Genomic DNA, 20,774 nt, shown 5'->3' on the forward strand with positions numbered 1-20,774 from the left:
ATTTTACATGAAACTGAACAACTACCTAAGCAAGTTTTTCTACGTTGAAGAAAGTGAAGTAGAAGACGATAACGGTAATGTTATGCCGTCTATTTGGCTCTATGCGCACGAAGATGACTCAGAACCAGTGGTTATCTTGAAGCACGCAGGAAAGCCGGGAGAATGGCTGGTAGGCAATATCTCTTCCTCTCTTCAGCATGATACCTTGTTATCAGAACAACAGATCAAGAAGATGGCTAAAGCCGGAATGATTACTTATTGAGAAACATACCCGTAAGGAAACACAGCATGTATAAAGAACTTATAGAGCAGAGCCTTGTTGAGGCAAAAGCAGCAAGAGCGGAACTAAGCAAGGTAGACGGCGTAGTTGTAGGAAAGGTGCCTGATAACGATCAGGGCCTATATCTCTCAAACTATGCGAACTTACTCATGAACAGGCAAATAGACATTTTTGATGATGCGCTTCATCTCCTCGAAAATGAGCGATATCAAGCCGCTTGCGTCATAAGCAGAGGAATGATTGAAACACATGCTTTCTCACGACTTTTAAACAAGAAAGTAGAGAAGATACTTGCTAACCAAACCGGTCAAGCAAGTGTAGATAAAGCTATCGATGTAATCTTAGGTTTTATAAACAGTTCCCGCTTCAAAAAGTCAGAGCAAGAGAAGATTCAGAAAGGAGTATTTGACCCAAAAGATTTTATGTTTACTGAGCAGGCTAAACATCGTTTTGAAAATATGCTTTCTGTGAGTCAGCATGTGATGAATGCTTTGCGTGATCTTTATGAAGATGAAATGAAGCATACCAAGCATAAAGAAAGTCAGTTTGAAATGACGTATGACGTGTTAAGTGAGCATGTCCATCCTTCTCAGACGAGCATTTTTCATTATTACACGCCTGAAACTCATATGGTTCCTACCTCACAAGGCCCTATACATGCTTATGAGGCTGCTAAGCTTCAGTGTGCCAGAGCGCTACATTTTATCGTAGATGCGAAGAATCAACATTACTGGTCTTCAATGCTAGCTGATGAAATGACTAAACGCGGTAAAGAGTAAACATTAAGCCCCTTCATAGGGGCTTTTTAATTGAAAGTCATTTGATTTTTAATTTATGAGATTGAGGTTATTAACTATAATTTGTAGAAGCTATGACCATCGTTAGATTTATATTAATCTCAGGCATTGAAGCCACAGATGAAGTTAAAATAATAGGCACCACAATAAATAATAGGCACCACAATAAAAAACATTAACATCCGGTTTGACTCATTAATAAAATCCTTATATCTTCTGTTTTTAACTTGAAAAATAATCGCAAAGGAAATTATAAAGCCAAGTAATACGCAATGCATTTTATTATTGATGTAGTGAACTAACCCTCCGCCATCCTCAATAGCATAACCTAACCCTATAGGAAGTGATAAAGCTGCTTTTTTTAATAAAGGAAACTCATTAAATCCGTAAAATGCTGTAGTTATTAAACCTATGATGCCAAGAATGAATATTAAAAACCTTTCTCTATTTGATAATTTTCTTTCCATGTGGTTCTCCTTTTATTTATTGCTTGAGTAGAAGGTCGTAATGTGATTTATAAAGTCCGAAGGAGCATAAAGGTAATAGCTATTACAGCCCTTAGAATAATATATCCTTTGAACGCAATCGAAGTTTTTGTTTAAAAATCTTACATCTGAAAGTGAAAATGAGCATGTGGATACTATACACCTTATCTTTTTTCCTTCCCTTCCTTTTAAATCATAAAATGGGAACTTTTCATTTATTTTTTTTAATTCTTTCTTTAACCTTTTTTGATTGAAAGTTTTCATATCTAATCTCCTTTTTTAATGTGATATATATTAATTACAATTAAACCCGATAAAAATCAAATTTAATCGGGAGTTAATTTAATATATCGGATAAAAGGAGGAGGTCGGTTCTATAATCTTTTTGGTTTTCCGGTTCCTGTGCTAACTTTAATTGGTATATTGTTTCGAATGATGTGTTGTTCAACTATAGATATTATTTTCTTTCCAATGTTTTTTAAATACTCACTACAGCCTTCAAATAGCTCATTAATATAGTTTGAACTCAAAGCATCTACTACAAGATCATAAATATGCTGAAGGTGATTAAAGAAAAAATCCTTCATAGCATCATGACCTTCAAAATCTTCAATAGCTTTAAGAAGCTCTAAAGCTGAGCACGATGATAAGATTTCAGCTCTTTGCTTTACCTCATCAAGACTACTGGCATCAATGAACATAACGCTTGTATCCTTTCTGTATGTTTCTGAAACTCCACTATCGCCCATCCGAACCTCATATACAACAAAGCCCCGTCAGGGGCTTCTGTGCTCTTATGCTACTCTGGTTATCCTCGCTTCCTCAATACACTCAATGAAGCTGTCTACAGCGTCTGTAAGCGTCCTAAACTGAAGAAGCTCGCTTCCTACTGATGCGATATACATACAACCGTCTGAGAAGCCCCTGCTCGTATCCTTAGGCATGATACTGACCTCATAGATGCCTCCGCAGAAGTAAGCCGCTGGATAGCCGTTATCTGTGCCTATATCAATAACACACTCTTTGTCTTCAGCTATGTTTGTCTTTGCTATAGCAGCGTTGACCGTTTTAGTAAGCCTGTTCACATATAGTTTTATAAATTCTTCATCACTAATCATTTTCATTTCCTTTATAAATAGTTCTTATATCAATTAATGGAACCCCCGATTAATGTCAAGTTTATACTTTTCACTTTAGATATAAGGTGTATCTAATCCATCTATACATTTTTATAATTTAATCTGGATTATAAAGTTGATCTTTATAAGTTTCTATTGTATTTGTTATAAAAACACAAGGAGATTAAAATGAAAAAAGTAAATATAGATAAAACCTTAGATATGATTTCTGGTATGCCAGATGAAAGAAACTTCATCACACAAATGATTAGATTTTCGGAACGGGTTAGTAATAAAGAAGATAGAGAGACAGCCATATATAATGGTATGATGAATGCCTATACTGATAAGTTGAGTAAAATACTGGAAGCTGCTGAACGCGATAATCTAACAATCATAGGATTTGAAAAAACCACAGCCTTCCCTGAAATAGGCCCTTCGGTATATGTTCATTTAAAAGACACCGCTATACGATTCAAAGTTCGTGATGAATTGAATAAAGAAGGGTATTCAGTCTCTGTTAAAGTTGAAGGCGGGAAAACCATTCTTGATGTCAATATGAGAGACACAGGCATTGATGCCTTTGAGAAACTTGAGGAAAAAATATCCAACTTAAAGCCCTGGGTTATTGATTATATGAGCAAACTTAAAGATCAGACTCAGGAAAGTGATTTTCCTGATACTATCGCAAGATATAAAACACAATGGAAAGAATTAGCCGAAGAACGCAGAATATTAGTAAAAGTTAATAAAGACGATATGAGTATGTTTAAAAGCAGATTTACATCAGCAAAATGGGAAAAGGAACTGAAAGTTTGGCGTATTTCTAATCTTCAAAGTAATAAAACAAAACTTGAAGAATTCAGGGATGAACTTGAGCGATTTAGGCTTAATGCTGAGTTGAGGGAAACCAAAATTTTAAACAGGATTGATACTAAAATTGATGGCGAAGATCGATACTATGAGCTTTCTTTCAACTCAACTTACTATAAATTACATGAGCGCACAGATGTGATTTCACTGGACTTGATGAGTAAAGATGGTTCTCCTGATGGTAAGTTTCATGTTCACTTGAACGATCATACTTTCATCAACGGAAGCAAAGAACAAATAGAAGGTAAGATAAAAGAGTTTTTTGATTTCGCCTTAGACCTCAAAGACAATGATTTCAGCTTCAGCACAAAGCCAAGCATGAAGCCATAAAAAAGCCCCATAAGGGGCTTTGGCTTGCTGTGTGATAGTCTTTGCTATCTATAGTCTATGTTGAAACACAACTCTTTCTGCGTAGATGCTTTTGCCCGCAAGCACCGTTAAGCCCATAACCAGAGCAAACGCTATGAAGAAGCCGACCGGGCCGTTAAAGAACGCTGCTACAGCGCCCAGCAGAAAAGCCAGAATACCACCAATGATGATGAACCACTGAGGCACAAGGCCATAGCCGATATGGGCTTTACAGGCTAAGCAGATCTTCACGCCGTGATTAGATTCAGTCTTGCAGAACGGGCAAGTAATCTTTTTGATTTCCATTTTATTAATCTCTCTTGAACAGAACGCCGTCGTAGATGACATCGCTTTTTTCTTTCTTAAAGCGAAGGTTCCACTTCATCTGTGATGATCCCGTGTTGATAACGGTATGAGCAACGTAAGTTCCTGCTTTTTCATCATTGTTCCAACCGCTTACTGCGTAATCACGACCTTTAAACTCGATGTTCTTTTCTGATATTTTAAGAACAACACCGAATTGCTCGTTTTTATAATCACCGTAAATGCCTTTGCTGTCGCATCCTGCCAGCAAAGAAGCCGCCGCTATCACGCCAACTAAAAGAAGCTTTCTCATAGTAAAACCCTTTGATGATATGACTCGTAAGTGCATGATTTTGCACCGGATGAACGTGACCATACCGATAAAGTGCAGCGATATCAATTAGTTAATTGAAGTTTTTTTGATGGGAAAGCAAAGCCCCGCATGGGGCTTTAGTTATGCTGGCTTGCGGCGATAGGATTTTATAGCAGTCTTAACTTTATTGTATGAGCTTAAAACTATAAAAACTAAACCGACGGAGATTGTAGCTATATACATCGCCTGCAGGTAGTTTACAAACAATATACTTACCTGCTTATTAACCTCATTCATTTGGCCTACATTACTTATAAACATTATTGCTAGTTGTAAACCTCCTAATCCACATAACCATTTAAATATTTTTTTTAGTTTTTCATTTGATCTGATTTTCAACACTGAAAACACAACTAATGCCACTACTGATAAAAAAATCACAACACCTATAATAACGGATAAAATCATATAACCTCCTCAGTGGGTTTAATAAAAACATGTGCTTTAGCATTGTCATCTAGAATGAAAACTTTATTTTCTTTTTTTAATTTCTCAATCGCATACATTGTTAATGCTGGTATTATTTTAAAATAAGGCACTTTCCCTCTAACTGAATCTATAAAATCCATTGATTCATTATCAATCAAAACACTCACACGCTTTAATCTGTTCATGAACCCTTCATCTTCGTAGTAAACATAATTCTTATCAAACTCTTTAACTTGAAATGTGAAATCTTCATCATCCTTCCTTATTTTTAAAGTTTTACTTTCTTTTATTAAGTCTTGTATTGCCCATTTCGTTAAAAATGATATTGGCAAAGATCGATTTTTAAACCCCTCTTTCATCATTTTCTTTTGTCTCTCAGTAAAACCTACAGTTATCATTCTTGTGTCATTACTTGATAGTCTTCTTCTACACCTAAAAAAATTATCCATATCCTCTCCTGTATTTATTTAAAATATTACACGTTCTTTATTTACTTTATAAAATATTGTGTTAATTAATATTTATATAATAACCAATATTTATTATATATTTTAATGCAAGTCAAATTTTTAAATTATTTTATTTTACATAAGGAGTAAATAATGAATAAAAAAACATTGAGGATATTAAAATATGTCTTCTTTATATTATTAGCTAATGCGCTATGTCTACACGCGGCTCAAGCTGCTGATCTATTTATACCGCAAGAAGGTGGGTTAGCTACTAAATATGCTTTACCACTATTCGATTCAGAGACTTCACCATTCAAAATGATATTAATTATCTTCGATAGTGCTACAGTTTTATTTGGAGGTTGCCTTTCTTTTTATCATATAGTCATCGGGACTGCTGCTACTGCTCATGACGGTGAGATGCTAGGAAAGAAATGGTCTAGCATGTTTACACCTATCCGAATGATTTATGCTGTCGTTTTTATGATACCTATGAATAACGGATTCAGTCCAATTCAAAGTCTTGTTCATCAAGCTGGCCTACAAGGTTCTGGCCTTGCTGATAGCATTTGGCTTGCTTATACGCCTACTGCCTTGACCGGGAATTCTTATGTCCCCCCCGAAACTAATGAAAAGATAAAAGATCTTCTAAAAAATACGGTCAGCAATGCTGTCTGCGTAGCTATGGTTAATAAGAAGATAAATAAAATCGTCGAAGATGGCTATATAAGCTATATAGATGGTGTTCATACTCAATTTGGGCCTAAATATTTTGTAAAAGCTGGCTCCGATGGTTCAAGGTTAGTTGGTTATAATTGGGGGAATGTAAGTCAACCTACTAATAGCTTCCCTTCATATACTTATAACTCATGCGGGACAACTAAATTAGCTTTTGACACTCCTAACTTTGATCCTGAAACTAACACTACTTCTTTAGTTGATTTAAAAGCATTAGCTGCGGCTATGCAAAATGTCCAAATCGGACAGATGAATATGTTAGTTAAAGAAGCTCAGACAATTGGCAACAGAATAGTTTTTCAAAGGAATTATTCTTCAGACGACGCTGAAGCCGATATGTTGCGTGTGTCAAACGCCTATGCTAATGAGCTTAAATCTGAAGCTAAAAAGCAATTTGAAAAGTTTAGCTATACGGATGGCGTTAAAATGGCTCAACAGGACGGATGGATGGGTGCTGGAGCGTGGGCTTTAAAAATATCTAATACTGTGAGTTCTGCTAACGCATTAGTGAACAACTTACCACGATCTGAGTTTGGTGAGAATGACACTCAAACTACATTCATCAACGTTTGGGATAACAGTATATTTGCTGCTGTGGGCGGCTCTGCTGCGACCTTTGAACAAGGTTTAAAGAAAGATCCGACCTCACCCAAGTCTCGATCTGGTTCTAACGATGCTTATTCTCAGCAGCTAATCAGCTACTTTGTTCAGTCCAACAAAGACAGCAATGGCGTAGCTATAGACTATTATTCTACTAATCCAATGGTAGTGTTTGCGAGTTGGGGCGATAACTTCCTTAGCATGGCTAACGGCGCTGCTGCTGTTGCTACTACATCTTCTGTAGTGTCTGCGATTCCATTCTTCGGGAACATCTTAACCACGATAGCAGCAGCGTTCGGAACAGCGTTCAGTATGATGTTTTGGGCTGTAATCATACCCGGACTTTACCTGAGCTACTTCGTTCAGATGATACCGTTCTTTCAGTTCACCGTAGCTGTAGTCATGTGGTATATCCTCATGGCTGAAGCGCTCTTTGCTTCACAGCTATGGATCATGATGTTCAATACAGCAGACGAAGGCTCATTTATTGGTGCTCAGAGGCCGGGGGTTAACCTGATGTTCTCTCTGTTAGTGAGGCCTGCGCTCTACATAATTGGCACGATTATAGCTATATCATCATCTACCTCTATTTTCGGGTTCATTAATACGCACTATATCAATCTACTTGCTAATGCAGGATCAGGCGATCACTATCTCTGGCAACAGCTTGGATACGGCTATGGCTATATCATGATCATTCACACTGTGATGATGAAGCTTTGGCAGCTTCCTCTTGAGCTACCGGAGCACATTGAGAGCTGGATGAACGTTCAAGGCTCAGGTTCAGTTGCAAGCCTTAAGGGTGCTGCGCAGGAAACCATGCAAGGCACACAGCAACTTTCACATGCTTCCTTGCCTGTAGCGGGAGCTATGACTGCCTTCGGCGCACAGACTACTCAGAAGTTTAGTGAAATGAATCAGAGACAGTTTGAGCGCAATAAAGAGAAAGAAGCTAATGACAAGGCTAATACCAGCTCAGCATCAAACGGAGATAACAAGAGCGAAGGTAATAATAAACCTGACACTTCAAAAGACATATCCAAGTTTGAAGAGTGATTTTAAAAGGGGCTTAGCCCCTTTTTTTATATTTAAAATAAATAGCACACCCATGATTGACATATTAAATTTATTTTAATATATATTAATTAACATTTAATATATAAGGAGTTTAAAATGAAAAAAGATAGCAATAAATATTTAGTAAAAAAAATAGGCGGTACTGCCATTAATGTTGTTAACGTTTTTGTTCCTGTGAAGAAATCTGGTGAAAGATTTAAAGAAGCTCTTAAGTTTAAAAGAACAAGACAGATGCTAAACCAGGGAAAGGTAAAGAAGGTTGATTACATTCCATTTGAAGAGTTATGTCAGAGAAATGATATAGATGATAGTAAACTAAAGAAGAGGTATATGACGATGGCATGGTTAACTTATGTTTTCTTCTTCGCTATGGTAGGTTGGGGAGCATACTTTATAATGTCTATTTTAAATGGGGATATTTTTGCTGCGATTAGAAGCTTCTCAACAACTATAGTCTGTCTTAGTTTTTATTTTTGGGCTGCGGTTGATGCTTATTGCTACAGAACAAGGCAATTACATTCAAAGCTTGGTTTTTTAAAATCACCTGAGCATATATTCCCTAACCCATTTCATGAGTTTTCACAAGTCAGTGAGGTTATAGAAGAAGGGAAGTCGATAAGAAAAATAAAAGCATTTTTATTATCGAAAATAAATTAATAAATCTAGTTGATATCCATTAAAGAAGTACGATAATATATTTATAACGAAACGAGAGGAGATACCTAAATGTTAAATTTTTTAAACGCATTTAATAGCACGCTGCATTTGTTTACTGATAACTTTTTCGCTGCGGCTTTGCTTTTTTCTGCTGCTTTTGTATGGCTGATTAATAGCAAGAAAATTCAGGATAAATTATCTAAAACTAAAACCGACCTCGGATCTACTGCTCTAACTTTAGCAGCAATGGGAAATGGTTTATTAGTTATCCCTGTGTTGGGATTTTCTGTATACGCTATCTTCGCTTCACTGGCAGCTTAACACAGTTCACTTCTCTCTCGTTTCAAGAGGCTTCGGCCTCTTTTTTTATGTTAGTGTATCAACACCACCTCTGAGGACTCATACCTATCATGGATACGCCATTCTTTGACTCACCCTATAACACATATACTTTCTACTATGACGAAAGCGGCAACGATCGCAAGTTCTACATACGAGAAGACTTTAGTGGATACAACGTTCAAAGAAAAGAAGGCCTTCACTTCTTCTTAGGTGGCGTGGCGCATCATGGTAAGACTACAACTGCTGATGCTGTTGCTCTCATAAAGACTCTCAAACTGGCAAAAGGGGAAGAGCTGAAAGCTGCTGTTTTCGGTAAAGGTGAGTTTCCAAGCATTATAGGGCGTAAAAAAACAGAGACTTTCTTGAAATGGCTTGTTAACTCAGACCTTTATGTTCACTGCTTCCACCTTAACCTTGTCTACTGGTCTTACATTGATGTTATCGATGACTGTGTAATCTATGCTCTTGATAATAACATTATCCCTTCTGAAGGTTCAGGGTTTGACCTTGAGCAATTTATTAAAATACATAAAGATGCTCTTTATAATGTCATAACGACTAACGCAAAAGATTTTTTTGAACTTTTATCAAAATACGACTTTCCTGAGCTTTTTGGCAAAGAGAGAGAGTTTATCAGTGATCTGGCTGTGTTCGTTGAAAAGTCAGGTTTGAAGGTGAAGGATAAAGATCCTAATAGTGAGCTTGCGCTACATCAATTAATGCTGGCTTTCTTTCTTAAAAAGTGCCGTGATATTGATGAGCTTACACTTTTTTCTGATAGAGCCAAAACACCTATCATCGAAGACTTTTCTCTTTTTTATAAAGTTAGAGCTATGATGTTTAGACATTCAAAACATATCTTTGACGAAGAGCCGACTATTCAACGGATAATCTCTGATAGCAAAGGAAATCACCCCGACTTTACTCCTGATATTGATTATTCATTCCATGATTCTGAAGAAGATGGTTTTGAGCTAATTCAGGTCAGCGACGCAATAACAGGGATTTTAAGAGAGTATTATAGTTTCATTGATAAAAGCTCTCATGAAGAAATTATAGAGATTAGAAACAATCTAACCTCGCGTCAGAAAGACAACTTCAAGTTATTTGAATCTCTGTTAGATAGAACCGATAACAATTGCCGCGAAATGATTTATTCAGTAAAGACTGTGTTTGAATCTTATAAAAATGATTTGTTTGCTGGCCGCATATAAAAAAGGGGCTTAAAGCCCCTTTTTACTTCATACGTGTTGGCATTCTGGCCGTATAGACTGGAGCCTGAACAGGCACTGCGGGCTGATCGTAGCCGGGATTTTCTATCGACTTATCTATGTCCTTTACTTCTCTCTTCCCCCCGAAAGGCATTACTAAATCAAGTTTACGCTGTTGGTGAACCTCTCTAAAAATCCTCTCCTGTTCTTCAGATGCGGGTTTTACCACTAATCCGGCTTTTGTTGCTTCTTCGTATGCCTGCTCTAAGAAGAGATCATTCCCCTCAAAAGTAATGCTGTTCCATCCCTTTGACTTAGCCATCATCGTTAAACGACGTGCCGCTAAGCCTCTGTCATGACTTACTATCGATAGCCCCTGAGCTGACTCTTCAAGCACTGTGTTATCAGTGAAATGTAGCTTACGACTGTGTTCAAGTTCCTCTATATCATGTAATGACCTGCCGAACATGCGTCTAAGCTCTTCAGATGGTAAGAACGACACAGGGGCATGAGATTTAGCCTTGAACATCTCGCTAACGCGCTTCTTAATGCCATCGATTCCTGAAGATTGCTGCTTCTTCTTCGTAAAAGCTTCCAGCTCATCTATGTGCTGTTTCGGGGCTTCAGGCTCATCCTGTGGCCTTCCCTCAGCCTTACGCACTGTGAACCTGTCCAGCTCTGACAAATCAGGCTCATTGTCTTCAAAGCTCGATATATCGACGCCCTGCGTATTGGCTGCTGCCGTCTCAGAAACTCGCTGTGTCTTCTTAGCCATGACAGCCAAATCATCATCACTGAGTAGCTCTTCAATTACTGCAGCTTTCACTGCAGCTGGGGACGTAGCCTTCTTAGCAGGTTCTTCAGGGGCATCGAAGAAAACAAAGCCATCCTCTTCAACTCCTAAAGCAGCTTCAAACGGGTTTGGCTGAAAGTCGGAGCTGATACCCATCGCCTCCTGTGCTCTCCTATGTAGCGCCAGCTCTTCAGTCTTGTCTTCATAGAGACCTGTCAGATAAGCATGGTCTTCCTGAAGCTTAACCATCTTAGGATCGTCCTCTTTGATGCCTGCTTGTCGTTTCTCTTCAATGGATTTCATCAGATCGTCGGTCATCGATTCGACCATCTCTAAAGCCGCAACCGGGTCAGCAACGAATGCTCTATTGAATGTGTTAATAAACGTATTTTCTGCGTGTTCACTCATATATATCTCCTTGTTTTAAAATTGAAAATTTAGCTTCCATAATGGCCGCATACTAATCTATACTATTATATAGTAGTATGGTCAACAGCATACCCGGCTAAGAAAGCCGTATTGAGATAAACGGAAGAGGTAAAACAGTTATGTTTGCTATGAGCGTGTGGTGTAGAAAAGGCGGTGTAGGAAAGACTACTCTCAGCCTGAATCTGTGCGGCTATTTCGCATCGAAAGGCCAGTCAACAACCCTCGTTGATTTCGACCCGCAAGGCGGTGCTTTAATCTGTGCCGGCTTCGCAGAAAAGAACGGTAAACCGCTGCCGTTTGAAGTGACTCGCAAACCTAAAGCTCCAACAGACTTCATGATCTTCGATCATGCTCCAGGCGTTGACAGCGGCGGCCAGTTAGCGCCTCTGGTGCTGGTTCCGACCATTCTCGATGCTTCAAGCTACTCAGCAACGCTTAAAAGTATCGATGAGCTGAAAGAGATGAAGAAGCCCTTTATTCTGGTGCCTAACCGTGTAGAAGTTCAGAACAAAGAGCAAATGGAGCTGTTAGATAAGCTGAAGGGCTATTCAGAGAAGCTTGGCTATGAGCAACCGTATATCCGTAAGCGTGTTGCTTATCCTCGCGCGTTCGGCAATGGGATCACTATCTTTGAAGACAAGTCAGGCTTACCAAATATTACTGATGCGCGTCATGAGTTCGCTCAGCTCATCGAAATCATCAAGATGAAAATCAAACAACAAAACGAAGCGAAAGCGGCAAAGTAAATACTATTGTATGATAGTATAGTGTATGACGCGCTACGTGAATTCTGAGAGAAATTGCTATGACAGATGCTAAGAAAGACAAAGCTGAAAAATCGAACAAAAAAGGGGCCGCCTGGCTTGATGACTTTGCCGCATTTGAAAACGTCTCACTTGAGACGTCATTTGCTGAGAGCAAAGGCACATACTGGAACTATCGGGTAGAGAGCTTAGGTGATGTTCAGTCAGGCGCAGCTCCTCATGTTCGCTCTAATGTGAAAGTGACTAAGCACGATAACGCCCGTTTAATGAACGTGCGCATTCCTGCTGAGCTTGAAGAGAAGCTTAAACAGGTTTCTTTTGACATACCTATTGCCACTCTTTTACTGATTTGCGCTGATTATTTAACTGACGAATTAATTAATACTAATAAACAGATTTTAGCTTTACCGCGTGAAAACGATGAAAGGAAGATTTAATCGGGATGAACGGTTGACCAAGCGCTTTATTTATTATAGTTAATAGTTTACTTATATAATAACTTACATGAAATAAAAGTAAGAATGTAAGGAAAGTAAACTTAATAACAAAGGAGTTAGTAATGCCAAACGCGAAAGTAATAGTTGAGTATACAAGAAACGATGTAAAAGTTTCAGGGGGACTATATGGCTTCAAACCTTCTGCTGAAGAGCTGGGTGAAGGGCCTGCTATTTATAAAAATCCTTTAAATGGCGAGACGATTGAAGCTGAAACTTTAAAACAGTTAATGCAAATAATTGCTCAACCTGAAGTAAAGGCAGAGTATGATGAAGATGGCGTTTTAATTAAATCTGAGCCGAGAGATATTGGCGAAGTCGTCGATAATGAAATCCTTTTCTCAGCAGAAAAAGTTAAAAGAATAAAACTATCGGAAAGAGATGGTAAAGCTCTTATCGATAAATATATAAATGATGAATTAAAATACAAAAGGTATTTGAAAGAAAAAGAAGCCTTTGATAAAGACCCTTCTAAAAACCCAATGCCAAAGGCCGTGGTTAATTCACCTGTTGAGCCAAAACCATTTATCTATACCAATGCTTTAAGAGACAGGAAGGCAACAGCAAGAACTAACGATACAGAAGCTTATCAAGCAATCTATGACCTTTCAGGCATCCCGGAAGAGATCCGCTTAGATTGGTGGAAAACTGTTATTCATGCTCATGCTAATCCTAACTATGTGATTGAATCAACGCAAAGTAATGGTGATAACACTGTTCGAGGAATGCGCGGTAAACGTGCGATAATTGCTAATAATATTCATGTAGCTCAAGACGCATCTGTTCACGGTCAGCTTTTCGAGTTTGTATATGACGTATCAGATGCTAAATACGTGCTTTGTGATGATGCTAAACGTGAAGAGCTTAAAAAACTCGGAAAAGAAGACCAGATCACATACTTCCCAAATGATGACAGAGCCTTCGTTCCTGAGCATGGCGGTGTATTTCCATTTGCTAAGTGGATGAATGGCAGAACCGATCTCAAGTCTGATACATACCGTGAAATCATATTGAAGCACGTTAACAGAGAGCTGGAAAAAGCCGGTTTTGGTGATTACCCGGTTCACTCTTTTGTTAGTCGTGTTCAGAAGTTTAAAGATGAAGAACAGGCTGAAGCTGTAAGAAAAGTTCATACAGATTTACCCCAGTCTATCACAGACTACAAAGAAGACTTTGCTGAGCTGGCAAAACTTAGCGTTGACCCTGAGCAAAAGAATGCTTCCATTGTTAATAAATACAATATTAACATCAGAAATAAAAGCAATAAAGCTATTGAAATGGTAGCTGAAATTGAAAGAATACATTCCGATATAGTTATTATGGAAGCAGCAAGGGATGCTGAAGTTGAAAACTTAACTTTAAAAGTTGAGAAAGAAAAGCTTTCAGTAAAAGTTAACCAGCTTACAGAAGAGGTTGAGCTTAAAAATAACGATATTTATTTATTAAAAGAAGCTCTTAAAGAGGAAGAGGAGCTTAAAGAAGCTTATTCTGCTAAAAATATGGCTTTATCTACTGAAAATGAAGGGTTAAAAGAGAAGATAAACGGTCTTGAAACTGACATCGAGCAATATGAATCAAATCTTGAAGAGATTGAAGAGAGTCAGAGAAAGCTTAAAGAAGATTTAGCTAAAAAAGAAACAGCAATCAATAGTAAAGATTTAGAAATTACAAGGCTTTCATCAGAACTTGAAGAGCTTGACGCTTCAACAACTGAACAAATTAACAGCTTGTCAGGTAAGGTCTCTGAGCTTGAGAAGGCTATTGAAGACAATAAAACTTCTTATGCGAATGATAAAAAACAGGCTCTTGATGATCTTCGTAAAGAGCTGACTAATAACTTTAATAAAGAAAAAGAAGAAGCACTGGCTAATCTTCGTCGTGATATGGAAGAGAAGTTCAAAGCTGAGAAGGAAGAAGCAGTTAAAGTTGCTCTCAATACTCAGGCGAAAACCCTTACAAGTCAGTATGAGGAAGATAAAAAACAGGCTCTCAACGATCTGCGCAAGGAACTGACTGAGCAATTTGGAGTTAAAGAAGAGAAATATAAGAGCACAATTTCAGAGCTTGAGGATAACGTTAGTAAATACGTTAAATCTTCAAAAGAAAACTTCGAACTTGCGGATTCTTATAGCAAAAAAATGCGTGAATTCCTCGAAGAGAACACTGAACTCGTTCAGAAAAACCGCGAACTAAGCGCACAACTGGAAAAAAACGGGAAAAACAACACACCTAAAAATAAATAAGGAGATGCTATGAGTATAGAAATTAAAAAAATAAACTTTAAAAGCTTGGACAGGGCTTATGACAGGTTGGTAAGTGCTATAAAATACGATGAGATTGTCAGGAAAGCCTTAGACAATAATGATTCAAACAAGGAGTTATTAAAGTTTCTCATCAATAACATTCGAATAAAAGGAGTGGTATACCACTCCAGCTTTGAAGCTTATCATGAAGCGCAAGTGATAAGGCAGAACAGCGATGACAGAAGCTTGGGTGATTCTATAAGACTAACCTCATTGCTTAATTTAGCTATGAGAAGACTCTTTCAGGTTATAGATGACCGTTATGAAATTGTTTACGAAGGAGAATACTTAAACTTATTCATGAACAGTTTAAACGTTAAACAGAGAGAGTTTCTATTTGACAATAGAAGGGTTTCTTTAGATAAGTATGAGATTTTAAATCATAAGAAAGTCAATAAGAATATTTCACTGTCTAATAATGAAAATAAGGAGTTCACTGAAGCTCTATACAACAATTATGAAGCTGTTAGGTTTTTCTACTCAGAAGGAGTCAGGATAGAACGTTTAGTCACTCCTGAGCTTAAGCTTAGTGAGGTCGCATGAAGATGAACGCGGGCGGGCTAGACCTCGCTAAGCTCACTGAAGAGCTTGAGAAGCAGAAGAAGGAGCGTGAGGCACTCATGAACACAACGGAGCGTGCTATAGCCGCTCATGAGCTTAACAGGGACAGAGGGGAGCAATCCCCTTCTGGTGAAGAGGACCCTTTTGAACTTGATACCTACGTGCCTGATGCTGAGGAGAACACACCGCTTGATGCTACAGGACTGAACAAGGCTGTGTTATGGAGTTGTAAGCGTGATTTCTTTCAACCGAACGTTAAGCTCATCAAGCAGTATGTTTTTGAAGATGTAGTGATTGAAGAGTCGAAAGATTGCTATGTAATTTACTCGTCTGATGTTGAAAAAGGCGTTAAAACTCTTTTTGATAATTTCGACTTTGAGATTGATGTTTTTTATCAATCAAAACCTGAGTCGAATAACCCAGATTACTTAGAAGAAATATTTTATCAGGCTGTTGCCAGAGGTTTTAGAATCTTTCCTTCTTTATTAGAACATGAGCAAGAGGCACAGCGTAAAGCAGCGTTAAGAGCTATGGAAAGATATGTAAAAGACGCCAATTCAGAAAGCGGTTTAACATATAAATCGATGGCTATGTTTTTAAATACCTGGCAAGTTAGATCTAAAAAAGGGATGATGTTGTCAACTTAGCGATAAAATTATATAATAATCGGGAATGAGTATTGATTTTAATTAAAAAATAAAATATATAATAAGTGTTAGATATATAATAAAGCACAAATGTTTGGAGAAAACTATGAATGAAAAGAATAACGTCATACAGTATGACGCAAGTATAATTAAAAGAGCGCTACAAGCTCAAGATACACCTTGGCGCGAAACAGATGAATACTCTATCGGGCCTGATGGTATCTTTGTCCGCACAATTAAAATCTATAAGAATGGTGTTGAGGATGCCCGATGGACTCAAATTCATCCATTTCCTTTAATGCCTGTCGAATGTATTGATATGTATGACTCAGAAACTTTAAAATCGGTTTTTGATGATGAAAATCAAGTTTCATCAAATGACACTAAAACCCATATTAAAGTTAAGTTTCTCGATATATACGGTCAGGAACGAGTCGTTAAAATCCCCCAGTCTGAGCTTTCTCAGATAAACAAACAGTCATTATTAGCTAAAAGATGGCCTTTGCCGCCTGCGAACAAAATGTCAAAAGTTGCTGATATTATGTTGAAAGTTTTAGCAGACGGCAGAAATTCAGTTAAGTCCCCGGCGGGAGTAGAGTATGAGCCTTGCATAAAAATAACTGCTGGCTCAGAGCGTTGCGGTTGGAGCGATGAAGATCATATCAGACCCGGACATGCTAAATATGTTGGTGATGAAGACTGTATGACTTTCAAAGCTGGTAAAGCTGAGATACAGATTGATGTCATGAGCAAATGGATCATCAATGACCTTCAGTTCGCGCTAATGGCAGCTTATCAGCTTGCTGGCTATACCTTTGGTAGCGTCTACACGGCTAACGTGAACTTTATAATGGAACTCACAGGCGATCCGGGCGGCGGTAAGTCAGAGCGTCTGATTGCTCTCTCTTCAGTAGAAGGTATACCAGTCAAAGGCCAAAACCGAACCTACTTTGACTCAAACGTTTCTATTCCAGGCATTGAGAGATACTTGCCATGTATCAATAATGGCACAGGGTTGATCGATGAGTTTGATAAAATCGTTTCAAACATGAAAAGCGATGCTGCTGCTCAGCTTATTTTGTTAATAGCTAATGGCGCACAACGTCTCTTAGCCGAAAACAAAACGAGCAAAGCACGAAAAATAAAAACATGGAACATTGCGGCTATTGTTGTTTCGAATAAATCTATTCTCGAAAGAATTCGAGGGCACGATGACTTTGCTGCTATTAAAGACCGTTTTATGGTTATTAATACGAGCGATGAAGAGATTACTGGCCTTCAAGGTGATCTGGCTGTTGTAAATGTCTGGAAAAGGCTTTTACAAGAAAACTACGGTCATGTTTATGGGCTTGTTGTAGATTATATTAGAGAAAACAGATTACAGCTTATAAAGCGTTTCAACACATTAACAACTGAGTTGGCAACAAAAGAGTATAAGCACCACTTTGAAAAAGATATGCGTGATTCTGAGATGATAGCCTTTCTACAATTGGGCGCAGATCTTGTCTCTGAAATCTACGGGAAAGAAGCTGGCATAGCATCACACAAAGCTGTTGAGTTTTATAAGAGACGCGTAGCAGATACCACGGTTATGGCTGAGCATAACCACAAAATGACTATTGTTCGTTTTAAAGAATGGATTGCTGATAACATTGGTTCAATGCGTATAAGCGGATTTTCTTATACTGTAGCTCATGGTAGAGATCCTGAAGAAGCTCAACTCGAACATGCGGCCCGACTCACTAACAACGCAACAATGTCTCACAGAGGCGCTATCGCAGGTCTTGAGCAATCGCGCCCTATGTCTCACCCCACAGACTTTGATGGCTGTATCTGGTTGAAACCTGAAGCTGAAGCTAGTTTAGAGAAATCAGGCATTTCTATTGATGAAGTAATGGCAGCAGCTAAAGCTCTCGATATGCTTCCCAAAACCAAAAAAGGGGAGATTGTTGAGAAAAACAGGTTAAGTGATTTTAGAAAAGAATGGCTTCAAAACAAGAAGTCTCATGCTACACGTATATTCTTGTTCCCATTCCCGGAAGAAGAAGAAGATCAAGAAAATGAAGAGGAAGTGTTCTCTTATTCTAATATGACGCAAGATGATATTGAGAACCTTGTAAAAGAAAACTTAATTCATGCTGCTATGTATGATGTTCCAAAAATATAATAAGGAGGTTTTATGTATTACAGTTTTAAAATAATAGGTGAAGATTTATTCTTTATCAGAAATGATAGCGATAAACAGTATCAGGTTGATGTTAAAAACAATGGGCGCGGTGAACAGGTTTTCGAGGTTTTCATTCCTGAGATAAACCCACGGAAGTTTGCTATGCCTGATGCCGCAAGTTTATTCAAAGATGTAAACGATGTAGCGGGCTTAGTAGCAAGTCATCAGCCTATGCCAAAGGAGGTGTTCAGGCAAAGGCTCAGAGATGCTAAATCGCGTTTTACGACATGAAAAGGGGCTTACGCCCCTTTTTCTTTGGGCAAAAAAAGAGACCTCCGGGATGGGAAGTCTCTGAAATCAGAAGATCTCTCACAATGAGAGAAAAATATGAATGAAGAAAAATTATACTTAAAATTAATCCTAAAAACAATAAAAATCCCGTTTATTTTTGATAATAAATGGACTTTTAAATATAATGTTATATATTATATTTAGATATTCAACGTGTGAGGTGAGTTATGAATAAGATTAATGAGTTATTATTACTTTACGGTTCCAATCTCTCAAAGATAAAGGAGCTTGTATTGGCAGGTGCTGATGTGAACTACACTTCACCTGAAGGGCTGACGCCTTTAGCTTGTGCTGAGACAGTCGATGTTGCTGCCTTCTTGATTAGTAGAGGCGCAGACATAAACGCTGTTAATGAAGATGGTAAGACCCCACTCTTCTTTATGAGAAGCCTTGATGTATGCTGTTTCGTCTTACAGAACGGTGCTGATGCTCGACACATAAACTCTAAAGGTGAGACAGCACTTTTCCATACTTCTGACATTGAAAAGATAAAGCTCTTGATTGAAGCTGGCTGTAGCCCGCTTGTTAAGAACATTTCAGGAGAACGGCATTACGATCTTCTTAGCGGTCGTGTAAAGGTTGAGTTCGTTAAATATATAAAATCCTTTAATAAGAAAGAAGAACCTCGCACTCATACTGAAAGAACAGTGTTAGCTTTTTAGCTAAAAAGAAAACCTCACACAAAACAAAAGCCCCTTTCGGGGCTTTTGACATTTTACAAGGAGTTAAAATGCTATAGTTTGTTAGATATAGCAGAAGATTTAGTTTGGAGAACCGTCCCTTCTTATAAAAAACTACAATTAATAATAATGAATGTCAAATTTAATTATCAATATTTCGCATTGACGTTTAATAAAATTAATTGTATTTAAAAATTAACATTTTATAAAAAGGAGAAGATTATGGAAAGAACTGAACTATATAAGGCAATCGCTTATATGAAGGGAGAAGAGAAGCTAAATAAAATAGCATCCATCTTAGAAGACGGTGTAAGTATTCATGAGCGTGATCACAACGGGTTAACACCTCTTCATCAGGCTGTTGTCATTGGAGACATACGCGTTGTTAAGCTTTTACTGAGAGCAGGAGCAAATACAAACGCCATAGACCACTTTGGTAGAAGCCCCATCTTCTACACAGTGCTGACTCAATGCGCTAATCGCAGACAGCTCGATGAGCTGCTCATAGCTCATGGTGCTGACACATCGCTATACGATATTCACGGGGTAGGTAAAGAGGAGTTCATGTTGCTTTGTAGAGCTTCAGCTTTTTACCGCCCGGAGCCGGAAGAAGTGATCTACAAAGTGCGTAGACGCAGACCATCATGATAGATGCTCTTCTATGCCAATTACGAACGACCGGCTTTATCCTGCTTTCGCAGTTTGAGGCCGTATTTACCTCTCCAGTGTCAACGCCTGCTGAGCTGGCACAGAAAGACGCTTCTCTGAAGATGCTTCTGCCTCTCATCGAGAGGAAACACGATGAGCAGTATCTAATACGCCTCCTCTTGAGCTATGCCAATCAAGACTTGCTAGCGGTCTACCTATCCGAGGCTAAGCCTCCCCTGAAAGCGTATGCGCTTCTACAGCTCATACAGACTACACAGAGATGGCCATCATGCTTTTATCACGCTGTAATCGCATCAGGGGCGCGCATCAATGACGAGCTGGCGACTGTCGGCCTGACTCCTCTGCAGCTGGCAGCAAGGCTGGGGAACGTTGAGTTATTCAGGCTTCTGTTGCTTGATGGTGCCAATCTCTATCAGAAGAACAGCTTCGGTTTGAACGCCTATGATGAAGTCCTTGCAAGCGGAAACGCTGAGCTACTCATCTTCATGATCAACTATGAAAAAGTTGAGAAAACCAACCTTACCTCAAACCGCTAACCACTTTCGTGTTGTCATTACAACCCTAAAAAACATTAATAGCACTTTTTGCTAAATCACTTAACTTGCTGTTGCCAATTGATTTTTTCCTTTTTGTGGTCTTTTTTCATTCAAAATCGTTTTTTCTTTTAAAAATATTTGTTGATTGTCATAAGCGATCTAAAAGACAATTAATCACATCAAAGCAGTCATTTAAATAAATGCGGCTCTGATAGTTAACTTGATGCGGAAGGTTCCGTTATTTTTAACCCGGTCTTCGATAAACCGGGCATCAAACCAAAAGCACTAAATAACGTG

At 38.3% G+C, this 20,774-nt stretch carries 25 protein-coding genes; 17 read left to right on the plus strand and 8 right to left on the minus strand.

The window, feature by feature from the left end; translation table 11 throughout:
• Together HA43_RS14900 and HA43_RS14905 are read left to right on the plus strand one after the other, a co-directional pair.
• On the plus strand, positions 1 to 262 hold a 262-nt coding region (locus HA43_RS14900), incomplete at its 5' end, for a hypothetical protein (protein WP_244555236.1).
• A gap of 26 nt (positions 263 to 288) precedes the next feature.
• Complete coding sequence (locus tag HA43_RS14905) at positions 289 to 1,059, plus strand: DUF5677 domain-containing protein (RefSeq protein ID WP_094111994.1); 771 nt, start codon at positions 289 to 291, stop codon at positions 1,057 to 1,059.
• Positions 1,060 to 1,178: 119 nt separating this feature from the next.
• On the opposite strand, the gene HA43_RS14910 is transcribed toward HA43_RS14905, so the two are convergent.
• The 3 genes from HA43_RS14910 to HA43_RS14920 all read right to left on the minus strand — a co-directional run bounded on the left by HA43_RS14910 (position 1,179) and on the right by HA43_RS14920 (position 2,680).
• Complete coding sequence (locus tag HA43_RS14910; RefSeq protein ID WP_094111995.1) at positions 1,179 to 1,544, minus strand: hypothetical protein; 366 nt, start codon at positions 1,542 to 1,544, stop codon at positions 1,179 to 1,181.
• A 392-nt stretch (positions 1,545 to 1,936) separates the two neighbouring features.
• Complete coding sequence (locus HA43_RS14915) at positions 1,937 to 2,263, minus strand: hypothetical protein (protein ID WP_094111996.1); 327 nt, start codon at positions 2,261 to 2,263, stop codon at positions 1,937 to 1,939.
• A gap of 93 nt (positions 2,264 to 2,356) precedes the next feature.
• The gene (locus tag HA43_RS14920; protein WP_094111997.1) at positions 2,357 to 2,680 is read right to left on the minus strand and encodes a hypothetical protein; all 324 of its coding nucleotides are present in this window, start codon (positions 2,678 to 2,680) and stop codon (positions 2,357 to 2,359) included.
• A gap of 189 nt (positions 2,681 to 2,869) precedes the next feature.
• Here HA43_RS14920 and HA43_RS14925 point away from each other — a divergent pair, with 189 nt between their 5' ends.
• Positions 2,870 to 3,883 (plus strand): hypothetical protein, encoded by a 1,014-nt coding sequence (locus HA43_RS14925; protein WP_094111998.1) that lies wholly within the window; start codon positions 2,870 to 2,872, stop codon positions 3,881 to 3,883.
• Positions 3,884 to 3,931: 48 nt separating this feature from the next.
• On the opposite strand, the gene HA43_RS14930 is transcribed toward HA43_RS14925, so the two are convergent.
• From HA43_RS14930 to HA43_RS14945, 4 genes are all read right to left on the minus strand, one after another.
• A complete protein-coding gene (locus HA43_RS14930; RefSeq protein WP_094111999.1) occupies positions 3,932 to 4,207 on the minus strand; it encodes a hypothetical protein in 276 nt (91 codons plus the stop codon).
• 4 nt (positions 4,208 to 4,211) lie between these two features.
• Positions 4,212 to 4,517, minus strand: a complete 306-nt coding sequence (locus HA43_RS14935) for a hypothetical protein (protein ID WP_094112000.1) — start codon at positions 4,515 to 4,517, stop codon at positions 4,212 to 4,214.
• A 141-nt stretch (positions 4,518 to 4,658) separates the two neighbouring features.
• The gene (locus HA43_RS14940; RefSeq protein ID WP_094112001.1) at positions 4,659 to 4,985 is read right to left on the minus strand and encodes a hypothetical protein; all 327 of its coding nucleotides are present in this window, start codon (positions 4,983 to 4,985) and stop codon (positions 4,659 to 4,661) included.
• A complete protein-coding gene (locus HA43_RS14945) occupies positions 4,982 to 5,455 on the minus strand; it encodes a hypothetical protein (protein WP_094112002.1) in 474 nt (157 codons plus the stop codon). Before HA43_RS14945 ends, HA43_RS14940 begins: the two co-directional genes overlap by 4 nt.
• A 153-nt stretch (positions 5,456 to 5,608) precedes the next feature.
• On the opposite strand from HA43_RS14945, the gene HA43_RS14950 reads away from it, so the two are divergent.
• From HA43_RS14950 to HA43_RS14965, 4 genes are all read left to right on the plus strand, one after another.
• Complete coding sequence (locus HA43_RS14950) at positions 5,609 to 7,852, plus strand: DotA/TraY family protein (protein ID WP_094112003.1); 2,244 nt, start codon at positions 5,609 to 5,611, stop codon at positions 7,850 to 7,852.
• 117 nt (positions 7,853 to 7,969) lie between these two features.
• Complete coding sequence (locus tag HA43_RS14955) at positions 7,970 to 8,530, plus strand: hypothetical protein (protein WP_094112004.1); 561 nt, start codon at positions 7,970 to 7,972, stop codon at positions 8,528 to 8,530.
• A gap of 69 nt (positions 8,531 to 8,599) precedes the next feature.
• Positions 8,600 to 8,851 carry a hypothetical protein gene (locus HA43_RS14960; protein WP_094112005.1) on the plus strand — a complete coding sequence of 84 codons (252 nt, stop codon included), beginning with the start codon at positions 8,600 to 8,602 and terminating at the stop codon, positions 8,849 to 8,851.
• Positions 8,852 to 8,940: 89 nt separating this feature from the next.
• Positions 8,941 to 10,086, plus strand: coding sequence for a DUF3800 domain-containing protein (locus tag HA43_RS14965; RefSeq protein ID WP_094112006.1), 1,146 nt, complete (start codon positions 8,941 to 8,943; stop codon positions 10,084 to 10,086).
• 22 nt (positions 10,087 to 10,108) lie between these two features.
• Here the strand turns inward: HA43_RS14965 and HA43_RS14970 are convergent, their stop codons facing one another.
• Positions 10,109 to 11,284 carry an LPD7 domain-containing protein gene (locus tag HA43_RS14970; RefSeq protein ID WP_094112007.1) on the minus strand — a complete coding sequence of 392 codons (1,176 nt, stop codon included), beginning with the start codon at positions 11,282 to 11,284 and terminating at the stop codon, positions 10,109 to 10,111.
• Positions 11,285 to 11,424: 140 nt separating this feature from the next.
• Here HA43_RS14970 and HA43_RS14975 point away from each other — a divergent pair, with 140 nt between their 5' ends.
• The 10 genes from HA43_RS14975 to HA43_RS15020 all read left to right on the plus strand — a co-directional run bounded on the left by HA43_RS14975 (position 11,425) and on the right by HA43_RS15020 (position 20,477).
• Entirely contained in the window at positions 11,425 to 12,051 is a 627-nt protein-coding gene (locus HA43_RS14975; RefSeq protein WP_094112008.1) for a ParA family protein, read from the plus strand.
• Positions 12,052 to 12,110: 59 nt separating this feature from the next.
• Positions 12,111 to 12,506, plus strand: a complete 396-nt coding sequence (locus tag HA43_RS14980) for a hypothetical protein (protein WP_094112009.1) — start codon at positions 12,111 to 12,113, stop codon at positions 12,504 to 12,506.
• Between the two features lie 122 nt (positions 12,507 to 12,628).
• A complete protein-coding gene (locus HA43_RS14985; protein ID WP_094112010.1) occupies positions 12,629 to 14,806 on the plus strand; it encodes a hypothetical protein in 2,178 nt (725 codons plus the stop codon).
• 9 nt (positions 14,807 to 14,815) lie between these two features.
• Entirely contained in the window at positions 14,816 to 15,409 is a 594-nt protein-coding gene (locus HA43_RS14990) for a hypothetical protein (protein ID WP_094112011.1), read from the plus strand.
• A complete protein-coding gene (locus tag HA43_RS14995) occupies positions 15,406 to 16,074 on the plus strand; it encodes a hypothetical protein (protein ID WP_094112012.1) in 669 nt (222 codons plus the stop codon). The genes HA43_RS14990 and HA43_RS14995 overlap by 4 nt, the downstream gene beginning before the upstream one ends.
• A 106-nt stretch (positions 16,075 to 16,180) precedes the next feature.
• A complete protein-coding gene (locus HA43_RS15000) occupies positions 16,181 to 18,241 on the plus strand; it encodes a hypothetical protein (protein ID WP_094112037.1) in 2,061 nt (686 codons plus the stop codon).
• Positions 18,242 to 18,253: 12 nt separating this feature from the next.
• Complete coding sequence (locus tag HA43_RS15005) at positions 18,254 to 18,532, plus strand: hypothetical protein (protein ID WP_094112013.1); 279 nt, start codon at positions 18,254 to 18,256, stop codon at positions 18,530 to 18,532.
• A gap of 227 nt (positions 18,533 to 18,759) precedes the next feature.
• Positions 18,760 to 19,254, plus strand: a complete 495-nt coding sequence (locus HA43_RS15010) for an ankyrin repeat domain-containing protein (RefSeq protein ID WP_094112014.1) — start codon at positions 18,760 to 18,762, stop codon at positions 19,252 to 19,254.
• A 240-nt stretch (positions 19,255 to 19,494) separates the two neighbouring features.
• Positions 19,495 to 19,920, plus strand: coding sequence for an ankyrin repeat domain-containing protein (locus tag HA43_RS15015; protein WP_094112015.1), 426 nt, complete (start codon positions 19,495 to 19,497; stop codon positions 19,918 to 19,920).
• Complete coding sequence (locus HA43_RS15020; protein ID WP_094112016.1) at positions 19,917 to 20,477, plus strand: ankyrin repeat domain-containing protein; 561 nt, start codon at positions 19,917 to 19,919, stop codon at positions 20,475 to 20,477. The genes HA43_RS15015 and HA43_RS15020 overlap by 4 nt, the downstream gene beginning before the upstream one ends.
• Positions 20,478 to 20,774: the final 297 nt, after the last annotated feature.

It is taken from the genome of Pantoea eucrina (assembly GCF_002095385.1).
In the GTDB taxonomy this organism is placed as follows: domain Bacteria; phylum Pseudomonadota; class Gammaproteobacteria; order Enterobacterales; family Enterobacteriaceae; genus Pantoea; species Pantoea eucrina.

Bases quoted from the DNA above. Each gene is read 5' to 3' on its own strand.
- HA43_RS14985 (WP_094112010.1), top strand. From the start codon at position 12,629: ATGCCAAACGCGAAAGTAATAGTTGAGTATACAAGAAACGATGTAAAA.
- HA43_RS14905 (WP_094111994.1), top strand. From the start codon at position 289: ATGTATAAAGAACTTATAGAGCAGAGCCTTGTTGAGGCAAAAGCAGCA.
- HA43_RS14960 (WP_094112005.1), top strand. From the start codon at position 8,600: ATGTTAAATTTTTTAAACGCATTTAATAGCACGCTGCATTTGTTTACT.
- HA43_RS14910 (WP_094111995.1), bottom strand. From the start codon at position 1,544: ATGGAAAGAAAATTATCAAATAGAGAAAGGTTTTTAATATTCATTCTT.
- HA43_RS14940 (WP_094112001.1), bottom strand. From the start codon at position 4,985: ATGATTTTATCCGTTATTATAGGTGTTGTGATTTTTTTATCAGTAGTG.
- HA43_RS14975 (WP_094112008.1), top strand. From the start codon at position 11,425: ATGTTTGCTATGAGCGTGTGGTGTAGAAAAGGCGGTGTAGGAAAGACT.
- HA43_RS14935 (WP_094112000.1), bottom strand. From the start codon at position 4,517: ATGAGAAAGCTTCTTTTAGTTGGCGTGATAGCGGCGGCTTCTTTGCTG.
- HA43_RS14925 (WP_094111998.1), top strand. From the start codon at position 2,870: ATGAAAAAAGTAAATATAGATAAAACCTTAGATATGATTTCTGGTATG.
- HA43_RS14990 (WP_094112011.1), top strand. From the start codon at position 14,816: ATGAGTATAGAAATTAAAAAAATAAACTTTAAAAGCTTGGACAGGGCT.
- HA43_RS14930 (WP_094111999.1), bottom strand. From the start codon at position 4,207: ATGGAAATCAAAAAGATTACTTGCCCGTTCTGCAAGACTGAATCTAAT.
- HA43_RS14995 (WP_094112012.1), top strand. From the start codon at position 15,406: ATGAAGATGAACGCGGGCGGGCTAGACCTCGCTAAGCTCACTGAAGAG.
- HA43_RS14955 (WP_094112004.1), top strand. From the start codon at position 7,970: ATGAAAAAAGATAGCAATAAATATTTAGTAAAAAAAATAGGCGGTACT.
- HA43_RS14950 (WP_094112003.1), top strand. From the start codon at position 5,609: ATGAATAAAAAAACATTGAGGATATTAAAATATGTCTTCTTTATATTA.
- HA43_RS14980 (WP_094112009.1), top strand. From the start codon at position 12,111: ATGACAGATGCTAAGAAAGACAAAGCTGAAAAATCGAACAAAAAAGGG.
- HA43_RS14965 (WP_094112006.1), top strand. From the start codon at position 8,941: ATGGATACGCCATTCTTTGACTCACCCTATAACACATATACTTTCTAC.
- HA43_RS15000 (WP_094112037.1), top strand. From the start codon at position 16,181: ATGAATGAAAAGAATAACGTCATACAGTATGACGCAAGTATAATTAAA.
- HA43_RS14920 (WP_094111997.1), bottom strand. From the start codon at position 2,680: ATGATTAGTGATGAAGAATTTATAAAACTATATGTGAACAGGCTTACT.
- HA43_RS15005 (WP_094112013.1), top strand. From the start codon at position 18,254: ATGTATTACAGTTTTAAAATAATAGGTGAAGATTTATTCTTTATCAGA.
- HA43_RS14945 (WP_094112002.1), bottom strand. From the start codon at position 5,455: ATGGATAATTTTTTTAGGTGTAGAAGAAGACTATCAAGTAATGACACA.
- HA43_RS15010 (WP_094112014.1), top strand. From the start codon at position 18,760: ATGAATAAGATTAATGAGTTATTATTACTTTACGGTTCCAATCTCTCA.
- HA43_RS14915 (WP_094111996.1), bottom strand. From the start codon at position 2,263: ATGTTCATTGATGCCAGTAGTCTTGATGAGGTAAAGCAAAGAGCTGAA.
- HA43_RS15020 (WP_094112016.1), top strand. From the start codon at position 19,917: ATGATAGATGCTCTTCTATGCCAATTACGAACGACCGGCTTTATCCTG.
- HA43_RS15015 (WP_094112015.1), top strand. From the start codon at position 19,495: ATGGAAAGAACTGAACTATATAAGGCAATCGCTTATATGAAGGGAGAA.
- HA43_RS14970 (WP_094112007.1), bottom strand. From the start codon at position 11,284: ATGAGTGAACACGCAGAAAATACGTTTATTAACACATTCAATAGAGCA.